The following is an 18,351-nucleotide window of genomic DNA, read 5'->3' on the forward strand; positions in this document are numbered from 1 at the left end:
GATCCTCGTACCTGCGGGGTTGATATGACGTTGGATGCCCTGCGCCTCGAGGTACCGGACATCGTCGACGAGGACGGCAGTTGCCTCATGGGGCTCAACCCCGCGCTGGCCAACGCCCGACTGCTGCCCCTGGAGACCGGCCTGCAACAGGCCCTGGGACAACTGTTCCGCCTCAATCGAAGTGCGGTGACCTTACTCGAAAGGCAGCGGGCGCTGCAAAGCTTCAGCGAGGAATACCGCCACTACGCCACCGATTTCATCGAGTCGCGCCCTCCGCCGCCGCTGTTCCTGCGCTACTGCGCCGAACTGGCCGCCGGCTTCAAGCGCCTCCTCCTGCAGATCCTCCAGGGCCGCCAGCCCTCGCTTCCGCACCTGGCCTGGTGCCTTTACATGGCCCAACACTTCACCGCGCAGACGCTGATGCGCCACTACCAGCAGTACCAGGAGCCACCCGGCGGCCTCTGGCGTGACAGCCACCTGCTGTACTGGATAGGCGAACACCAGGGCTGCCTGGACGAACCGGTCGCCGCCGCCTTCCGCCCGACTCCGGCCGACACCCTGCGCGGCCTCTACCAACAGGTCCTGCTGTTGGCCCTGAGCAACCCGTTCCACCTCACCGACGGCGAGTGCCCATTGCTGTTCGGCGCACTCGCGCCCCTGGCCGGTCTCGCCAGGCTGCTGCCCTGGGACGGTGAGGACGAGTCCGAGGGCCCGGTCGTCGACCTCGGCCTCCCGCAACCCTACCTGCCACTGGACCAGCCCGCCCGCGCCCCATCCGCCCAATTGCGCAGGCTCGAACTGGGCCCACTGCTGGTGGCCCTGTATGAGCCCGCCCCCCTGCAGAGCCCGGTCGAGCACGATCTGCTGGAGCGCGTCAGTGCCAACTGGCTGGGCCGCCAGCAACGGCGCCACGCGCGTACCGAGAACGAAGCGGCCTGCACCCTGATCGCCGGCCTGGCGGCCATCCACGCCCACCTGCTGGCCCAGCGCCCCGGGGCCATCGAAGCCCGCATGCAGGACGCCAGCGCCGGCGGCGCACGCCTGCTCTGCCTGCCAAACCAGGCACCGCAACTGGCAGTCGGCCAACTGGTACTGCTGCTCAACAGTGGCACCCCAACCCTGGCCCTGGTGCGCTGGCGCCATGGCAACCGCGAGGGCCTGCACATCGGGCTGCGCTACCTCAAGGGACTGCCCCGCCCCGTCTGGCTGAGACGCGCCCCCAACGCCCAGACCCACCCGGGCGTCCTGCAAAGCACCCCGGCCCCCGGTAACGGCTGGCACCACGGCCTGTGGCTGCCCCAGGACCAGTTCGTCGAAGGCGAACAGCTCTGGCTCCAGCTCGCCAACGTCAACAGCCAGGCCATGCTGCCGCTGCCTGCCTCGAACCTGGCGACACCCCTGGTGGCCCGCCACCCGCTGAAACTTGCCTGATCGGCCAAACTGCGAGCCGAGTCACGCCGCGCGCCGCTCAAGCGCACAGTTTCCCCGCTCATCGATTCCTATAATTAGCGGCCTATCGTCCGTCGCCCTGCCCGAAGACAGGAATCCCAACGATGTCTCAGAACCTCGACAAACTGATCGGCCCCGTTCCCTCCCGAATCGTCGAAGGCGCGCATTTCGTAGTGACCCCCTACGAGGGTCGCGTGGCCGAATTCAACGTCGCCGCCTGGCTGCAACTGCCCGGACTGGCCAGCCTGCCGGTATCGCTGCTGGTGAGCTACCGCGATGGCGAAGCCCGCCGGGAAATCATGGTCGACCATGGCAAGGTCAACGCTCACGGCAAGATCCTGCTTTCCGGCATCGCCCGCCTGCCCGCCCGGCAGCGCATTGAGGACATGCAGGTGCGCCTGAAATCGGCCGTACCCTGCCAGAGCCTGCTGGTCGAAGAGCTGTTCGTGCAGGCCGTCGAACAGGTCGTCAGCGACAGTCACCAAGCCCTGGCCTGACAACACCTCGAAAACGAAAAAACCCGCCAAAGCGGGTTTTTTCATTGGGCCAGCGCCCCAGTCAGGCGCGCGCAGCATCACTCGTGTGCGGCGAAGACTCATCTCGCCGGGCTGGCAACGTGTCGTCCGATGCCCTGGGCGGCACCAGCGACTCCGGCCAGCGGGTGAAACGCAGCCCGGTGATGCGGTTAAGGCGCTCGAGGGCCTCTTCCGGATCACGCTCATGTAGGTGGACGACCTTCGATCTGCCCTTGCTCATAGAAGTAATTCAGTCCTTGCGGCCCGCCTGCTGGCAGGGTAATGGCATGTTGAGCAGGTGTTTGCCAGAAACGTGCCAGTCGCCCCGGAATGCAGGAATGCCCCACGGTTACACGCCAGATACCAAGCGCCACGAAACGGACACCCCATAGGTAACTGACCTTTTTTGTCACTCCTCGACCGGCCGCAGCCAACTGGCCAGGCTCTTGTCGAACAATGCCTGCTGATCCTCCTGCAGTCGCTCAAGCGCGACCTTCAACGCCGGATACCAGGGTTCGTCCAGGTGAGCCGGCAACTGCGCCGGTTTCGGCAACGGCCAGGGGCAGTGGTTGAGCAACTGGTGCAGGCTGTAGTTGGAAAGGTCCCTGCACAGTACCCAGGCCCCCGCCGCCACAGGGCACGCCAGATGCTGGGCCTCAAGGAAGTCCATCAGCTCCAGCCACTCATCCTCCGGCAGCAGCCAACCGGCGCGCTGCGCATCCAGGCGGCGGGCCGGCAGGCCGCGCTGCTGGCGGTCATGCATGACCCGCAGGATGCCCAGCACCACCAGCAGGCGCGGCAAGGCCTGGCGACGCCAGTGGCGCGAATGGCCCAGGTTGCACACCAGCTCCGCACCGAACAGCACGATCACCCACGAGACATAGACCCACAACAGGAACAGCGGAACCGTGGCAAACGCACCGTAGATCAATTGATAGCCGGGAAAGAGGCTGACATACAGGCCGAACAAGGCCTTCGCCAACTCGAATAACAAGGCCGTGAACGCTCCCCCCACCACGGCATGGCGCAGGGGCACGCGGACGTTGGGCACCGCCGCATAGAGCAGGGTAAAGGCCGCCACGTTGAACAGCAGCGGGGTGAACCCCAGCAGCGCGCGGGTACCGGCGATCTCGTTGAGGCTGGACAGCAGCGCCAGGGAAGTGATGTAGGTGCTGACCGCGAAGCCTGCGCCCAGCAGCAGCGGCCCCAGGCTCAGCACCGCCCAGTAGAGCAGGAAGCTGGCCATGCCCCGGCGCCGCTGGCGCACGCGCCAGATGGTGTTGAAGGCCTTCTCGATGGTCACCAGCATGGTGAAGGCGGTGATTGCCAGCAGCCCCACACCCACCCAGGTCAGGTGCCGCGCCTGCAGCGTGAAGCCCTGCAGGTACTCCTGCACGGCCTCGCCGGTACTGGGCACGAAGTTGTGGAAGATGAACCGCTGGATCTGCTCGCCCATGCCCTGGAAGGCAGGGATCACCGAGAGCATGGTGAAGGTCACCGTCATGATCGGCACCACGGCGAACAGGCTGGTGTAGGTCAGGGCCGCCGCGCTGTTGAAACCGTTGTCGCTGATGAAGCGCTGCAGCAGGAAACGCCAGAACTCCTCGATGTCTCTGATCCGCTGGCGCATTCCTTCTCCTTCGTTGACTGAGGTGCCGTGTCCGCTGCCCGAAACCATATGCACGGTTCAGGCCCGCACGCGGACGCGGTTAGAATAGCCGCCTCACTCAAGGCCTTGCGACCCCCGCCATGACCGAAATGACCCTGTATCACAATCCACGCTGCTCGAAATCCCGTGGTGCGCTGGAGCTGCTGGAGGCCCGCGGCCTCACCCCGACCGTGGTGCGCTACCTCGAAACCCCGCCCAGTCCGGCCGAGCTGAAGACCCTGCTGGCGCGCCTGGGCATAGGCGCCCGCCAGTTGCTGCGCACCGGCGAGGAGGAATACCAGAGCCTGGGGCTGGCCGACACCGGGCTCAGCGACGACCAGTTGATCGACGCCATGAGCCAGCACCCGCGCCTGATCGAGCGGCCCATCCTGGTGGTAGGTGACAAGGCCGTGGTGGGTCGCCCGCCGGAGAAGGTACTGGAGATCCTGCCTTGAGCACGCCCTACGTCCTCGTCCTCTACTACAGCCGCCACGGCGCCACCGAGCGCATGGCCCGCCAGATCGCCCGTGGCGTCGAACTCGCCGGGCTGGAAGCGCGCCTGCGCACCGTGCCAGCGGTGTCCGCCGACTGCGAGGCCAGCGCGCCGGACATCCCCGCCGAAGGCGCCCCGTACGCCACCCTCGACGACCTCAAGGGCTGCGCCGGGCTGGCCCTGGGTAGCCCGACCCGTTTCGGCAACATGGCGGCACCGCTGAAGTACTTCATCGACGGCACCAGCAGCCTCTGGCTCAGTGGCGAACTGGTGGGCAAGCCGGCCGCCGTCTTCACCTCCACCGCCAGCCTGCACGGCGGCCAGGAGAGCACCCTGCTGTCCATGCTGCTGCCCCTGCTGCACCACGGCATGCTCATCACCGGCATTCCCTACAGCGAACCCGCCCTGCTCAGCACCACCGGCGGCGGCACCCCCTACGGCGCCAGCCACTACGCCGGCGCCGACGGCAAGCGCGGTCTGGATGAGCAGGAGAGCGCCCTCTGCCGCGCCCTGGGCCAGCGCCTGGCACAAACGGCTCTGCGACTGGAGAACGGACGTGGCTAGAACACCCAAGAAACTCCCGGAGCTGGACTGGCTCGCCCCGCGCCTGGCCATCAGCCGCGCCCTGAGCCTGGCCAGCTTCCTCGGCCTGATCCTGCTGCTGACCGTGTGGACCCTGGTGTACGCGGACCTGAACGGTGCCCGCTATTGGGTGGTGCTCAGCATCGAGCTGCTGCCCCTGGTGCTGCTGGCACCCGGGATGCTCCTCGGCAACGCCCGCGCCCACGCCTGGGCCTGCTTCGTGATCAACCTCTACTTCATCCAGGGTGTACTGGCCGCAGCCGATCCCAAGCGCATGGTGTTTGGCTGGCTGATGGTGGTGCTCAGCGTGGTGCTGTTCTGCGCGGCATTGCTGTACACGCGCTGGAAGTTCCAGCACAACCGCAAGCTGGCCGGGGAAAGCTGAGGTCGGGAACGGTGAGTCGAGCGAAGCGCCCTACGGGGCGCTTCGTCGTTACCAGCCCAGGGTTTCCTTGAGGAAGGGGATGGTCAGCTTGCGCTGCGCCTGGAGAGAGGCCTGGTCCAGGCGTTCGAGGATGTCGAACAGCACGCTCATGTTGCGCGAGCCGCGGGTCATGATGAAACGGCCGACTTCCTCGGTCAGGTGCAGGCCACGGCGCGAGGCCCGCAACTGCAGGGCACGCAGCTTGTCTTCGTCGGAGAGGGCGTGGAGCTGAAAGATCAGCGCCAGGGTCAGGCGCGACTTCAGGTCCGGCAGGGCGATGCGCAGCTCACGTGGCGCGGTGTTGGCGGCCAGCAGCAGCTTGCGGCCTGCATCGCGCAGGCGGTTGAACAGGTGGAACAGCGCCTCTTCCCAGTCGGCGCGCCCGGCGACGGCATCCAGGTCATCCAGGCAGACCAGCTCGCACTGCTCCAGGTTGTCGAGGATCGCCGTGCCGTACTGCACCAGGTCCGCCAGGGGCAGGTACACCGCCTGCTCGCCACGCTGCTCGAAGCGCAGGCAGGCCGCCTGCTGCAGATGACTGCGTCCGACACCCTCCGCACCCCACAGGTAGATCAGGCTCTCGGTCCACCCGGCATCGGGCTCGCAAAGGCGCTCGACATAGCCGAGGGCCGCGGCGTTGGCGCCAGGGTAATAGTTGGCGAAGGTCGCGTCGTCACGCAGGCGCACGCCAAGGGGAAGCTGGATGGGTTTCATGCCGTATCGCTGGGTTCGTCGGAACCGCTGCCGGTCTCTCCGTAAAGATCCGAAAGTTTATAGAAATCATGCGCATGGCGCAGCAAAACCATGATCACCGCCGCCACGGGCAGCGCCAGCAGCACGCCGGTGAAACCAAACAGCTGGCCGCCGGCGAGGATCGCGAAGATCACTGCCACCGGGTGCAGGCCGATCCGATCCCCCACCAGCATGGGCGTCAGCACCATACCCTCGAGCAACTGGCCGACACCAAACACCAAGGCAATTCCCAGCAGGGCATAGAGATCGACCCCGCCGAACTGGAACAGCGCCACCACCACGGCCATGCCGATACCAACGATGAAGCCCATGTACGGCACGATGCTGGCCAGCCCGGCCAGCAGGCCGATCAGCAGCCCGAGGTCGAGGCCGACGATCATCAGGCCCACCGCGTAGATGGCCCCCAGGGCCAGCATCACCAGCAGTTGCCCGCGCATGAACGCCCCCAGCACCTCGTGGCATTCACCGGTGAGCTTCACCACCAGCCCTTCGCGGCTGCGCGGCAGCAGGCCACGCAGCTTGGCCACCATCAGGTCCCAGTCACGCAACAGGTAGAACCCCACCACCGGAATCAGCAGCAGGTTGCCCACCCAGCCCATCAGCGCAAGGCCCGAAGCCGTGGCACTGGCCAGGATCACGCCCACCAGGTCGGTGGTCTGCCCCAGGTGACCACTGACCACCTCCTTGAGCTTGTCGAAGCGCCAGAAGCCCTGAGGCAACCCCAGCTTGGCCTGGACCCAGGGCAACGCACTGTTCTGCAGCCAGTCCAGCATCTGCGGTGCCGTCTCGTAGAGCCGCGCCACCTGCCGCGCCAGCATCGGGATCAGGATCAGCAACAGCGCCAGCAGCACCAGACTGAACAGCGTGAACACCGCCACCACACCCCAGGTGCGGGAAAGCCCACGTGCCTCCAGGCGGTCCACCAGCGGGTCCCCCATGTAGGCCAGCAGCATGCCCACCAGGAACGGCGAGAGGATCGGGTGCAACAGGTACAACAGCCAGCCCAGGAGCAGCACGCCCCCGAGCCACAGCCAGCGACGCGAATCAGTCATGACGGTCCCTCATCCCGGACGAATGTGGCAGGTTAAGCATCCTTACCACTGGAAACGCAGCGCATTCTGCCGTGGCACGACCTGCGGCGCGGCGCCCGGTGCAGCCGGTTGGGCCGCGTCCACCGGCGCCTGCTCGGCCGGCGACTCGGTCAACCCACTGAGGGCCAGTTGGGCGCGCAATTGGTCGACGCTGGCGCTGACGCGGAAGCGCAGGACATCGCCTTCCACCAGGTACAAGCGGGCCCCGAAGGGCTCCAGTGCCCGCGACAGCTCGGCATAGCGGTCCAGGTCGGCGCCCTTCACTTCCAGCACCTGATCCTGACCGACGCCTGGCGCCACCACGAAACGCGGCGCCAGGCGCTGGCTCACGGCGAGCATCACGGCATCGGCCAGGGCCGTCGGATCAGCCGCCTCCAGGGTGCCCTGCTCGCGGCTGTCACCGATCCACAGGTGCCAGTTGGCCTTCCACTTGCCATCCGTCTCGCTGGCCAGCACGGCGAGCAGTGCATCGGCGCCGTAACGCTCGGAAGCCGGGCGCAAGGCCGCCGGGTCGGCAGCAGTCAGGCTTTCCGGCGTCGCGGCCAACTGCTCACTGAGGTCCGCCAGCGGCAGGCGCAGCGGCAGTCCACGGTGCAGGGCGGCATCACGCAATGGGGCAGCGGCGGTCTGAGCGTCGCCCACCAGGCTCGCACCTTCGGCTGACTGGTTCAGCCACCAGGTCAGGATCGCCGGGCGGTTGGCGCTCCACAGGCCGATACCGGCCTGGCGGAAGATGCGATCGGTGGTTACCGGGTCGAAGTCCACCTGCAGCGACTGGCCCTCGTAGCCGAACTGGCTGATCAGTTGCTGCGGGTTCTTGCGCACCTCGGCCAGTGCCGGGCTGTTCAGCGCCTTGGTGTCCCCGGTCAGACGGATCACCAGGGTTTCCAGCGCGCGGTTAAGCGCCTGGTCGCGCTCCTCGGGCTGCTGGGACAGCACCGGCTCACGCACCTGGTAGAGAGTAGCGACCGTTTCGGCATGGGCCAGCGGGCTGAGCAGCGGCAGGCAGACCAACAACAGGCGGGCGATCAGGCGCATGGGGGACTCTCGACAAACGGATGGAGCGGCCGGAGCCGCATCGGGAAGGGCTATACCTTAAACAGGCCCATCCTGGCCGGCAACGGGCGGTGCCCGGCGGTGCAGGCTTTTCCCTCTGCGCGACCGCTGCCGATGGCTGCTACAGGCCAACCCTGATAAAATCGCGCGCCTTCGCGAACCGGCCCTCGTCGCCGGTCGACCCACGAATTTCCCCTAAAGGCCTGGATCTATGAGCAAGCAACCCTCCCTGAGCTACAAGGACGCCGGTGTGGACATCGACGCGGGCGAAGCCCTGGTCGAACGCATCAAGGGCGTGGCCAAGCGCACCGCTCGCCCTGAAGTGATGGGCGGCCTGGGTGGCTTCGGCGCCCTCTGCGAGATCCCGGCCGGCTACAAGCAGCCGGTGCTGGTCTCCGGCACCGACGGCGTCGGCACCAAGTTGCGCCTGGCGCTGAACCTGAACAGGCACGACAGCATCGGCCAGGACCTGGTCGCCATGTGCGTGAACGACCTGGTGGTCTGCGGCGCCGAGCCGCTGTTCTTCCTCGACTACTACGCCACCGGCAAGCTCAACGTCGACGTGGCCGCCACCGTGGTCACCGGCATCGGTGCCGGTTGCGAACTGGCCGGCTGCTCCCTGGTAGGCGGTGAGACCGCCGAGATGCCCGGCATGTACGAAGGCGAGGACTACGACCTGGCCGGCTTCTGCGTGGGCGTGGTGGAAAAGGCCGAGATCATCGACGGCTCCAAGGTCCGCACCGGCGACACCCTGATCGCCCTGCCCTCCTCCGGCCCGCACTCCAACGGCTACTCGCTGATCCGCAAGATCATCGAAGTCAGTGGCGCCGACATCGAGCAGATCCAGCTGGACGGCAAGCCCCTGGCCGACTTGCTGATGGCCCCGACCCGTATCTACGTCAAGCCGCTGCTCAAGCTGATCAAGGACACCGGCGCGGTGAAGGCCATGGCCCACATCACCGGCGGCGGCCTCACCGAGAACATCCCGCGCGTACTGCCCGAGGGTGCCCAGGCCGTCATCGACGTCGCCAGTTGGACCCGCCCGGCCGTATTCGACTGGCTGCAGGAGAAAGGCAACGTCGACGAGCGCGAAATGCACCGCGTGCTCAACTGCGGCGTCGGCATGGTCATCTGCGTGGCCCCCGAGCAGGTCGACGTGGCCCTGGAAACCCTGCGCGCCGCCGGCGAACAGCCCTGGGTCATCGGCCAGATCGGCGCAGGCGCCGAAGGCAGCGAGCGCGTCGTGCTGAACAACCTGAAAGCCCACTGATGACCGACCGCTGTGACGTGGTGGTGCTGATTTCCGGCTCCGGCAGCAACCTGCAGGCCCTGATCGACAGCACCACCAGCGCCGGGCATCCGGCGCGAATCCGCGCGGTGATCTCCAACCGCGCCGATGCCTACGGCCTGGAGCGTGCGCGCCAGGCCGGCATCGAAACCCGTGTACTGGACCATCGCGAATTCGACGGGCGCGAAGCCTTCGACCAGGCCCTCGCGGCACTGATCGACAGCTTCTCTCCGCAGCTGGTGGTTCTGGCCGGCTTCATGCGCATCCTCACCCCGGGTTTCGTGCGCCACTACACCGGCCGCCTGCTGAACATCCACCCCTCCCTGCTGCCCCGCCACAAGGGCCTGCACACCCACCAGCGCGCGCTGGAAGTCGGCGATGCCGAGCACGGGTGCAGCGTCCACTTCGTGACGGAGGAACTCGATGGTGGCCCTCTGGTCGTACAAGCGGTGATCCCGGTAGAGTCTGGCGATTCGCCAGACACCCTGGCCCAGCGGGTGCATGCCGAGGAACACCGTATCTACCCGCTGGCCGTGCGCTGGTTCGCCGAAGGTCGTTTGCGCCTCGGCGAGAACGGCGCACTACTGGACGGCCAAGCGTTGCCCCCTACCGGGCAGCAGTTGCGTAACTAGGAGATTTGCCAATGCGTCGTGCTGTGCTGTTGCTCCTCGCCCTCTTCACCCTGCCGGTCACCGCGGCCGAGCTGAAGCCGTTCAAGGCCAGCTACACCGCCGACTGGAAGACCATGCCCATCAGCGGCAGCGCCGGCCGCTCCCTGAAGCAACTGGACGATGGGCGCTGGCAGCTGGATTTCGAGGCCTCCATGCTGGTGGCCAGCCTGAGCGAAATCAGCGTGTTCCGCCTGGAGAAAAACACCTTCCTGCCCGTCACCTACCGCTTCAACCGCAGCGGCCTGGGCAAGCGCAAGCAGGTCGAGCTGGACTTCGACTGGGGTGAGAAGCAGGTCATCGGGACCGACCGCGACAACCAGGTGCGCTTGCCCCTGAACCGCGGCATGGTCGACAAATCCACCTACCAACTGGTGCTCCAGCGCGACGTCGCCGCCGGCAAGAAGAGCATGAGCTACCAGGTGATCGACGGCGACGAAGTGGAAACCTACGACTTCCGCGTCCTCGGCCAGGAGCGCGTGGACACCATGGCCGGTAGCGTCGATGCCATCAAGGTCGAGCGCGTGCGCGACCCTACCCAGAGCAGCCGCAAGACCACCCTCTGGTTCGCCAAGGACTGGGACTACCTGCTGGTGCGCCTGAACCAGGTGGAAAAGGACGGCAAGGAATACCAGATCATGCTCAAGGAAGGCAGCGTCGACGGCCGCGAGGTCAAGGGCAGCTGACCCACCACACCACCTCCCAGAAGCCGGGCCCTGCGCCCGGCTTTTTATTGGACGCCACACCGCACGACAGGCTGGCAGCCACGCCGGACGGGTATAGGATGTCGGGGCACAGCCCTTGAGGACGCCCTCATGACCCCTTACCTACCCCTTTCCTGCGAGCTGTACGACTACATCGAGCTGGCCTGCCTGCATCGCTACCAGTTGCTTATCGAACTGGACGACGGCCGCCAGTTGGAAGCCCGCGCCATGGACACCGAGACCGACCGCAACAAGGACGAATTCCTGCTGGTACACAGCGAGGCCGGGCGCGAGCGCTTGCGGCTGGACCAGATCGCCGCCATCACCCCGCTGACCGAAGGCGCGCACTTCGGCCGGGTGCTGCTGGGCAACCAGGTCTGCTGAGCGCCAGGCGGATTCCCCAGCCATGAAAAAGCCGGGCATTGCCCGGCTTCTTCCCATTCAACCCGCACTCACCACATCAGGTCGTCCGGCACCTTGTAGGCGGCATACGGATCGTCCTCGTCCACCTCTTCGGAGGCGACGTTGAGCAACACGATGCGGCGCGGGTCGCGCTCCTGGATACGCAGGGCGGCATCACGCGGGATCACCTCGTAGCCGCCGCCGTGCTGGACGATGGCCAACGAGCCACGGCTCAGCTTGTCGCGCATCAGGTCGTTGACGGCGATGCGCTTGACCTTCTTGTTGTCGACGAAATTGTAGTAGTCGTCGGTGGTCAGCTTGGGCAGGCGGGTGCGTTCGATCAGTTGTTTGACCTGCGCCGCACGGGCCTTCTGGTCGGCCTTTTCCTGCTGCTGGCGGTTCAACTCCTGGTCCCTGGCCAGTTTCTCGGCCTGGGCCTGGAGGGCGGCCTGGCGCAGGCTGTCGTCCTTCTCCACCTGGTTCTTCTTCTCCAGGCGTTGTTGCTTCTGCTGTTGCTTACCGGCCTGCTTGGCCTGCTTTTCACTGACCAGTCCGGCTTTCAGCAGCTGGTCACGAAGGGAAAGGCTCATGGGTCGTTCAGTCTCTCTGCTTAGCAGCCAAGGGTGGCTTTTTCCTGTTTCTTGGCCTCGCCCCAGAGGGCGTCCAGTTCATCCAGGGTGCAATCTTCAATGGGACGACCCGCTTCGCGCAATGCCTGTTCGATGTAGCGGAAGCGCCGCTCGAACTTGGCGTTGGCCGAACGCAGCGCCGTCTCGGGGTCGACCTTCAGATGACGGGCGAGGTTGACCGCAACGAACAGCAGGTCGCCCAGCTCCTCGGCTACCGCCTCGGGGTCGTTCTCGCTCATGGCTTCGAGGACCTCGTCCAGCTCCTCGCGGACCTTGTCCACCACCGGCAGCGCCTCGGGCCAGTCGAAACCGACCTGGGCTGCGCGCTTCTGCAACTTGGCTGCCCGGGACAGGGCCGGCAGCGCGCTCGGCACGTCGTCCAGCAGGGAAAGCTGCTCCGGGGCGACAGCCTGCTCGGCGCGCTCCTCGGCCTTGATCTCCTCCCAGCGCTGCTTGATGGCGGCCTCCTCCAGACGTGCCATGTCCGGGGCGCCGTACAGGTCGCCGTCGGGGAACACATGGGGATGGCGGCGCACCAGCTTGCGGGTGATCGCATCCACTACCGTGGCGAACTCGAAGCGACCCTCCTCCTTCGCCAATTGGCTGTAGTAGACGACCTGGAACAGCAGGTCACCCAGCTCGCCGGGCAGGTGGGCGAAGTCGCCCCGCTCGATGGCATCCGCCACCTCGTAGGCCTCTTCGAGGGTGTGCGGGACGATGCTGGCGTAGTCCTGCTTCAGGTCCCAGGGGCAGCCGTACTGCGGGTCACGCAGCCGGGCCATCAGGTGCAGCAGGTCATTGAGTTGGTACATGGCAGATCCAGTGGTTTGAACCCGGCGCAACCTGAATGTCACGCGCGAATCGCGCAGCGGTTCAGGCTGCGCGATTACGACGGGCCTCGATGATGTTGGGCAGCTGGGCGATCTTCGCCAGCAGACGGCCCAGGGCGTCCAGCCCCGGAATCTCGATGGTCAGCAGCATGGAGGCGGTGTTGTCCTCCTTGTTCGAACGGGTGTTCACCGCCAGCACGTTGATGCGCTCGTTGAGCAGCACCTGGGACACATCACGCAGCAGGCCGGAACGGTCGTAGGCCTTGATGACGATGTCCACCGGGTAGGTCTGCACCGGCACCGGGCCCCAACTGACCTGGATCATCCGCTCGGGTTCGCGGCTGGCCAGTTGCAGCGCCGAGGCGCAGTCCTGGCGGTGGATGCTGACGCCACGGCCGAGGGTGATGTAGCCGACGATCGGGTCGCCCGGCAGCGGCTGGCAGCAGCCGGCCATCTGGGTGAGCAGATTGCCGACACCCTGGATCTGCACGTCGCCGCGCTTGCCCGGCTTGTACTGTCCGGCAGAACGACGGGGGATAAGCTCCAACTGCTCGCTGGTGCCGCGCTCCGGCTCCACCAGTTGCTGGGCGTTGCCCACCACATGGGCCAGGCGCAGGTCGCCGGCGCCCAGGGCCGCGTGCATGTCCTCGGCGGTGCGCAGGTTGCACTTCTCGGCGAGCTTCTCGAAGTCCACCGGCGGCAGCGCCAGGCGCGCCAGCTCGCGCTCGAGCATGGCCTTGCCGGCAGCGACGTTCTGGTCGCGGGCCTGCAGCTTGAACCAGTGGACGATCTTCGCCCGCGCCCGGGAGGTGGTGATGTAGCCCAGGTTGGGGTTGAGCCAGTCGCGGCTCGGCGCCCCCTGCTTGCCGGTGATGATCTCCACCTGCTCACCGGTCTGCAGGCTGTAGTTCAACGGCACGATACGCCCGTTGATCTTTGCGCCCCGGCAGTTGTGGCCGATTTCGGTGTGCACGCGGTAGGCGAAGTCCAGGGGCGTGGCGCCCTTGGGCAGGTCGATGGCGTGGCCATCGGGGGTGAAGACGTAGACGCGGTCGGGCTCGATATCGACCCGCAACTGCTCGGCCAGCCCGCCGATGTCGCCCAGCTCCTCATGCCACTCCAGCACCTGGCGCAGCCAGGAGATCTTCTCTTCGTAGTGGTTGGAGCTGGTCTTGACGTCGGTGCCCTTGTAACGCCAGTGGGCGCAGACGCCAAGCTCGGCCTCCTCATGCATGGCCTGGGTGCGGATCTGCACCTCCAGCACCTTGCCGTCCGGGCCGATCACCGCCGTATGCAGGGAGCGGTAGCCGTTCTCCTTGGGGTTGGCGATGTAGTCGTCGAATTCCTTGGGGATGTGGCGCCACAGGGTGTGCACGATGCCCAGCGCGGTGTAGCAATCGCGCACTTCCGGCACCAGCACACGCACGGCGCGCACGTCGTAGATCTGGCTGAACTGCAGGCCCTTGCGCTGCATCTTCCGCCAGATGGAATAGATGTGCTTGGCACGCCCGCTGATGTCGGACTTGATGCCCGCCGCCGAGAGCTCCTGGCGCAGCTGGTTCATCACATCGGCAATGTACTGCTCGCGGTCCAGGCGGCGCTCGTGCAGCAGCTTGGCGATCTTCTTGTACTGGTCGGGCTCCAGGTAGCGGAAGGACAGATCCTCCAGCTCCCACTTGATGTGGCCGATGCCCAGCCGGTGGGCCAGGGGCGCATAGATGTCGAACACTTCACGGGCAACGCGGTGGCGCTTCTCCTCGTCGGCGCTCTTCACCTCACGGATGGCACAGGTGCGCTCGGCCAGTTTGATCAGGGCGACGCGCACGTCGTCGACCATCGCCACCAGCATCCTGCGCAGGTTCTCTACCTGGGTCTGGGTGCCCAGCACCATGGACTGGCGCGGGTTGAGGCTGGCACTGATGGCGGCCATGCGCAGCACGCCCTCGATCAGCTTGGCGACCACCGGGCCGAAGCGCTGCTGCACGTCGGCCAGGGGGATCTTGCCCTCGCGCACGCCTCGGTAGATCACCGCGGCCACCAGGGACTCCTGGTCGAGCTTGAGGTCCGCGAGGATCTCGGCGATCTCCAGGCCCGTCTGGAAGCTGGAAGTGCCTTCAGCCCAGAGATTCTGCGCGGCATTGGCCTGCTGCTCGGCATCGCGGGCGAACTCGCAGGCCTGCTTCAGCACGGCGCGGTCCAGCACCGGATCGAGACTGAGCACATGGTCCAGCCATGCCTCGAGGTTGATACTGCCGTCGGTGTTGACCGGCTGTTGCGCTCTGACCTGTACCATCTTGCCTTACCTTCCCTACGGCGCATGCCAGCGCGCCGGATGATCGCCAGCCTCTCTGGGCCAGTCGGATTACGCGAGCGTCCTAGCCCGCCTCGAATAACGCCATGGCCTCCACATGCGCCGTCTGCGGGAACATGTCGAGGATGCCGGCCGTCCTCAGCCGGTAGCCCTGCCGGACCAGCTCGGCGCTGTCGCGCGCCAGGGTGGCCGGGTTGCAGGACACATATACCACCCGCTTCGCCTTCAGTTCGCCCAGGTGACGAGCCACCTCGAACGCCCCGTCACGCGGCGGGTCCAGCAATACTGCGTCGAAGCCCCCGGTCGCCCAGGTGGCTTCGGCCAGCGGCTTCGACAAGTCGGCCGCAAAAAAGTGCACATTGCCCAGGCCATTCGCCCGGGCGTTGTCGCGGGCCCGTTCGACCATCGCCTCGACGCCTTCCACCGCCACCACTTCGCGGCACATCCGCGCCAGCGGCAGGGCGAAATTGCCCAACCCACAGAACAGGTCCAGAACCCGCTCGTGGCCCTGGGGTGCCAACCAGTCTAGCGCCTGGCGGACCATCGCTTCGTTGATCCAGGCATTGACCTGGACGAAATCGCCCGGGCGGTAGCCCAGCGCCAGGTCCCACTGTTCCAGTCGGTAACCCAACTGCGCGTCGGCGTGGTCCGGCTGCGGTTCGCCCGCCCCCTGCAGCCAGAGCAGCGCCCGGTGCTCGGCGCAGAACGCGCGCAGGCGTGCCAGGTCGCCGTCGACCAGCGGTTGGGTGTGGCGCAGCAGGAGGGAAGAGGCGGTGCCTTGAAAGAGCTCGACGTGTCCGATCGCTTGCGGCCTTTCCAGGCCGGCCAGCAGGGGCGGTAACGCACGCAGGATCGTCTGCAAGGGCTGTACCAGTACGGCACAGTCCTGCACGGCGACGATGGACTGGCTCGCGGCAGCGCGGAAGCCCACCTCCAGGCGCGCGGCCTTGGCGTCCCAGCGCACCGCCACGCGGGCACGACGCCGGTAGCCGAACTCCGGCCCCACCAGCGGCGCGGCCCAGGTTTCCGGCACCAGGCCGGCGAAGCGTTCCAGTTGCTCGGCCAGCGTGCGCTGTTTCAGGGCGAGCTGGGCCTCGTGGGGCAGATGCTGGAGCGAACAGCCGCCGCACTGGCGGGCATGGGGGCACGGCTCGGCACGACGCTCCGGGCTGGCCCGCAGGATGCGCTCGGCACGGGCCTCCACCACCTGGCTGCGGGCACCCAGCACCCGCGCCTCGACGGACTCGCCCGGCAGGGCGCCGTCGACGAACCAGGTGCGCCCCTGCTCGAAGGCGATGCCCCGGCCGTCATGGGCCAGGCGCTCCACGTCCAGGGTCTGCTTCTTGCCCACCGGCACCGCCGGCGAGGCCTGGCGCTTGCCGCCTCCGCTCTGGAAGCGCAGCCCGCCGTTACGCCTGGACATCGGGCCTCCGTAGCGGCAGGTGCATACGCAGCGGCACCAGCACGCTCGGTGCGCAGCGCGAAAGCACCGGCAGTGCCGGCACGCGGCTGACCCCGTGCACGGGCGCGGTGGACAGGTGAATGCGATAGGCCCGGAGCGAGTAGCGCCCCGGGCGATGGTCAGGACGGGAAATCGGAGTCATCACGGGCGCGCGTCGTACACACCGGTGGACAGGTAGCGATCGCCACGGTCGCAGATGATCGCCACCATCACGGCGTTCTCCACCTCGCGGGACAGGCGCAGCATGGCCGCCACCGAACCGCCGGAGGAGACGCCGCAGAAGATGCCTTCCTCGCGCGCCAGGCGGCGCATGGTGTCCTCGGCCTCGGACTGGGCCATGTCGACGACGCGGTCCACGCGCTCGGCCTGGTAGATCCTCGGCAGGTATTCCTGGGGCCAGCGGCGGATGCCGGGGATGGCCGAGCCTTCCTGGGGCTGCAGGCCGACGATCTGGATCGCCGGGTTCTGCTCCTTGAGGTAGCGCGAGGTGCCCATGATGGTGCCGGTAGTGCCCATGGAGCTGATGAAGTGGGTCACGGTGCCCTGGGTCTGGCGCCAGATTTCCGGGCCGGTCCCCACGTAGTGGGCCTCGGGGTTGTCACCGTTGGCGAACTGGTCCAGCACCTTGCCACGGCCTTCGGCCTGCATGCGCTCGGCCAGGTCGCGGGCACCTTCCATGCCCTCGTCCTTGCTGACGATGATCAGCTCGGCGCCGTAGGCGGTCATCGCCGCCTTGCGCTCGGCGCTCATGTTGTCCGGCATGATCAGGATCATCCGGTAACCCTTGATCGCCGCCGCCATGGCCAGCGCGATGCCGGTATTGCCGGAGGTGGCCTCGATCAATGTGTCGCCGGGCTGGATGTCACCGCGCAGCTCGGCACGGGTGATCATCGACAGGGCCGGGCGGTCCTTCACGGAGCCGGCCGGGTTGTTGCCTTCGAGCTTGACCAGGAGGGTGTTGCGGGTGTCGCCCCCCAGGCGCTGCAGGCGCACCAGCGGGGTATTGCCGATGCAGTCGGCGATGGTTGGGTACTGCAGGGTCATGGCAGTTCTGCGATCCAGACTCAGAGGGGCGCCCATGATACCGGCAAACCCCTCTACGCCATATCGCACAAGCGTTTCCGCTTATGGCTTAGCGCTATATCCATGGAACGGAATGGCATTTGGAAAGGCAGCGCCCGTGGTTTTACAGCGCAAATGGAAATGAATACTATTCGCCGCCTTTCCCCTGGCCATGCCGCCCATGTCCCTCACCCTGACCCGCACCGACATCCTCGACCGCGAGGCCCTGCAGCAACGCCTGGCCAGCGAACCGCGCCAGGCCGCCAGCGCCGTGCTGGCCGCCGCCCGTGAAGGCGTGGTGCCCGCGCAGACCCTGCTGGGCCAGTTGCTGCTGGACGGGCGCGGCATCGAGCGCGACCCGGCGCTGGCACGGCAGTGGTTCCGCATTGCCGCCGCCAATGGCGACCCCATGGCCCACAACATGCTCGGCCGCTGCCTGGAACAGGGCTGGGGTGGCGAGGTGGACCTGCCCGGCGCCGCCCGAGCCTTCCGCCAGGCCATGGACGCCGGGCTCGACTGGGGTTGCTACAACTACGCCCACCTGCTGGCCGCCGGACGCGGCGTGGCGAAGGACCCGGCCCAGGCCCTGGCCCTCTACGAGCGCGCCGCCGCCCAGGGCCACGCCAAGGCGATGAACTTCGCCGGGCGCTTCCATGAAGAAGGCATCGGCGTGCCCGCCAACCCCGAGCGCGCCCACGCCTGGTACCAGCGCTCCGCCGAAGCCGGCGACTTCCGTGGCCAGTTCAGCCACGCCACCGTACTGGCCGACCGGGGCGACCTGGAGGGCGCCCTGCACTGGCTGCGCCTGGCCCTGGCCGGCGGCAATCTCAACTTCCTCCGGGAAAGCCGTGCCCGCCTCGCCCAGGCCCGGCACGCCGACATCCGCGCCCTCGCCCTGCCCTACTACCAACGCGCCGCCGAGCTGGGCGACGACAGTGACCATCAGGCCCTGCAGACCTACCAGCAGGGCAGCGCGGGCTGAGG

At 67.0% G+C, this 18,351-nt stretch carries 20 protein-coding genes; 10 read left to right on the forward strand and 10 right to left on the reverse strand.

Annotation, left to right across the window (positions count from 1 at the left end; all coding sequences use genetic code 11):
* Nucleotides 1-24: 24 nt before the first annotated feature.
* Nucleotides 25-1,431 (forward strand): PilZ domain-containing protein, encoded by a 1,407-nt coding sequence (locus tag A9G05_RS17660; RefSeq protein ID WP_069562210.1) that lies wholly within the window; start codon nt 25-27, stop codon nt 1,429-1,431.
* Between the two features lie 122 nt (nt 1,432-1,553).
* Complete coding sequence (locus A9G05_RS17665) at nt 1,554-1,946, forward strand: hypothetical protein (RefSeq protein WP_069562211.1); 393 nt, start codon at nt 1,554-1,556, stop codon at nt 1,944-1,946.
* Between the two features lie 61 nt (nt 1,947-2,007).
* Here the strand turns inward: A9G05_RS17665 and A9G05_RS28190 are convergent, their stop codons facing one another.
* On the reverse strand, nt 2,008-2,205 hold the full coding sequence (locus tag A9G05_RS28190) for a hypothetical protein (RefSeq protein ID WP_083272607.1): 198 nt from the start codon (nt 2,203-2,205) through the stop codon (nt 2,008-2,010).
* Between the two features lie 168 nt (nt 2,206-2,373).
* Nucleotides 2,374-3,594, reverse strand: coding sequence for a YihY family inner membrane protein (locus tag A9G05_RS17670; protein WP_069562212.1), 1,221 nt, complete (start codon nt 3,592-3,594; stop codon nt 2,374-2,376).
* 119 nt (nt 3,595-3,713) lie between these two features.
* Here A9G05_RS17670 and arsC point away from each other — a divergent pair, with 119 nt between their 5' ends.
* Genes arsC through A9G05_RS17685 form a run of 3 tightly spaced genes read left to right on the forward strand, consistent with a single transcriptional unit; the run spans nt 3,714 to nt 5,072 of the window.
* Nucleotides 3,714-4,067, forward strand: coding sequence for an arsenate reductase (glutaredoxin) (gene arsC / locus A9G05_RS17675; RefSeq protein WP_069562213.1), 354 nt, complete (start codon nt 3,714-3,716; stop codon nt 4,065-4,067).
* On the forward strand, nt 4,064-4,669 hold the full coding sequence (gene wrbA / locus A9G05_RS17680; RefSeq protein ID WP_044414163.1) for an NAD(P)H:quinone oxidoreductase: 606 nt from the start codon (nt 4,064-4,066) through the stop codon (nt 4,667-4,669). The genes arsC and wrbA overlap by 4 nt, the downstream gene beginning before the upstream one ends.
* On the forward strand, nt 4,662-5,072 hold the full coding sequence (locus tag A9G05_RS17685; RefSeq protein ID WP_069562214.1) for a DUF2069 domain-containing protein: 411 nt from the start codon (nt 4,662-4,664) through the stop codon (nt 5,070-5,072). Before wrbA ends, A9G05_RS17685 begins: the two co-directional genes overlap by 8 nt.
* 48 nt (nt 5,073-5,120) lie before the next feature.
* On the opposite strand, the gene hda is transcribed toward A9G05_RS17685, so the two are convergent.
* From hda to A9G05_RS17700, 3 genes are read right to left on the reverse strand one after another with little or no spacing between them, the layout of a single operon-like run.
* Nucleotides 5,121-5,825, reverse strand: a complete 705-nt coding sequence (gene hda / locus A9G05_RS17690; RefSeq protein WP_069562215.1) for a DnaA regulatory inactivator Hda — start codon at nt 5,823-5,825, stop codon at nt 5,121-5,123.
* Entirely contained in the window at nt 5,822-6,916 is a 1,095-nt protein-coding gene (locus tag A9G05_RS17695; RefSeq protein ID WP_069562216.1) for an AI-2E family transporter, read from the reverse strand. The genes hda and A9G05_RS17695 overlap by 4 nt, the downstream gene beginning before the upstream one ends.
* Before the next feature lie 42 nt (nt 6,917-6,958).
* Nucleotides 6,959-7,993 carry a DUF2066 domain-containing protein gene (locus tag A9G05_RS17700; RefSeq protein WP_069562217.1) on the reverse strand — a complete coding sequence of 345 codons (1,035 nt, stop codon included), beginning with the start codon at nt 7,991-7,993 and terminating at the stop codon, nt 6,959-6,961.
* Between the two features lie 229 nt (nt 7,994-8,222).
* Here A9G05_RS17700 and purM point away from each other — a divergent pair, with 229 nt between their 5' ends.
* The 4 genes from purM to A9G05_RS17720 all read left to right on the forward strand — a co-directional run bounded on the left by purM (nt 8,223) and on the right by A9G05_RS17720 (nt 11,055).
* Nucleotides 8,223-9,281, forward strand: coding sequence for a phosphoribosylformylglycinamidine cyclo-ligase (purM, locus tag A9G05_RS17705; protein WP_069562218.1), 1,059 nt, complete (start codon nt 8,223-8,225; stop codon nt 9,279-9,281).
* Nucleotides 9,281-9,931 carry a phosphoribosylglycinamide formyltransferase gene (gene purN, locus A9G05_RS17710; RefSeq protein ID WP_069562219.1) on the forward strand — a complete coding sequence of 217 codons (651 nt, stop codon included), beginning with the start codon at nt 9,281-9,283 and terminating at the stop codon, nt 9,929-9,931. Before purM ends, purN begins: the two co-directional genes overlap by 1 nt.
* 11 nt (nt 9,932-9,942) lie before the next feature.
* Entirely contained in the window at nt 9,943-10,653 is a 711-nt protein-coding gene (locus tag A9G05_RS17715; protein WP_069562220.1) for a DUF3108 domain-containing protein, read from the forward strand.
* A gap of 129 nt (nt 10,654-10,782) precedes the next feature.
* Complete coding sequence (locus A9G05_RS17720; RefSeq protein ID WP_044414183.1) at nt 10,783-11,055, forward strand: Rho-binding antiterminator; 273 nt, start codon at nt 10,783-10,785, stop codon at nt 11,053-11,055.
* Nucleotides 11,056-11,123: 68 nt separating this feature from the next.
* On the opposite strand, the gene A9G05_RS17725 is transcribed toward A9G05_RS17720, so the two are convergent.
* The 5 genes from A9G05_RS17725 to cysM form a co-directional block, all read right to left on the reverse strand.
* Nucleotides 11,124-11,663, reverse strand: a complete 540-nt coding sequence (locus tag A9G05_RS17725) for a DUF2058 domain-containing protein (protein ID WP_069562221.1) — start codon at nt 11,661-11,663, stop codon at nt 11,124-11,126.
* A gap of 20 nt (nt 11,664-11,683) precedes the next feature.
* A complete protein-coding gene (gene mazG / locus A9G05_RS17730) occupies nt 11,684-12,514 on the reverse strand; it encodes a nucleoside triphosphate pyrophosphohydrolase (protein ID WP_069562222.1) in 831 nt (276 codons plus the stop codon).
* A 61-nt stretch (nt 12,515-12,575) separates the two neighbouring features.
* Nucleotides 12,576-14,825 (reverse strand): GTP diphosphokinase, encoded by a 2,250-nt coding sequence (gene relA, locus A9G05_RS17735; protein ID WP_069562223.1) that lies wholly within the window; start codon nt 14,823-14,825, stop codon nt 12,576-12,578.
* Nucleotides 14,826-14,907: 82 nt separating this feature from the next.
* A complete protein-coding gene (rlmD, locus tag A9G05_RS17740) occupies nt 14,908-16,266 on the reverse strand; it encodes a 23S rRNA (uracil(1939)-C(5))-methyltransferase RlmD (protein WP_069562224.1) in 1,359 nt (452 codons plus the stop codon).
* Between the two features lie 180 nt (nt 16,267-16,446).
* Nucleotides 16,447-17,349 carry a cysteine synthase CysM gene (gene cysM / locus A9G05_RS17745; RefSeq protein WP_069562225.1) on the reverse strand — a complete coding sequence of 301 codons (903 nt, stop codon included), beginning with the start codon at nt 17,347-17,349 and terminating at the stop codon, nt 16,447-16,449.
* Between the two features lie 199 nt (nt 17,350-17,548).
* Between cysM and A9G05_RS17750 the strand changes: the two genes are divergently transcribed.
* Nucleotides 17,549-18,349: a tetratricopeptide repeat protein gene (locus A9G05_RS17750; RefSeq protein WP_069562242.1), complete on the forward strand. Its 801-nt coding sequence runs from the start codon at nt 17,549-17,551 to the stop codon at nt 18,347-18,349.
* Nucleotides 18,350-18,351: the final 2 nt, after the last annotated feature.

It is taken from the genome of Pseudomonas sp. ENNP23 (genome assembly GCF_001728945.1).
Classification (GTDB): Bacteria; Pseudomonadota; Gammaproteobacteria; order Pseudomonadales; family Pseudomonadaceae; genus Metapseudomonas; species Metapseudomonas otitidis.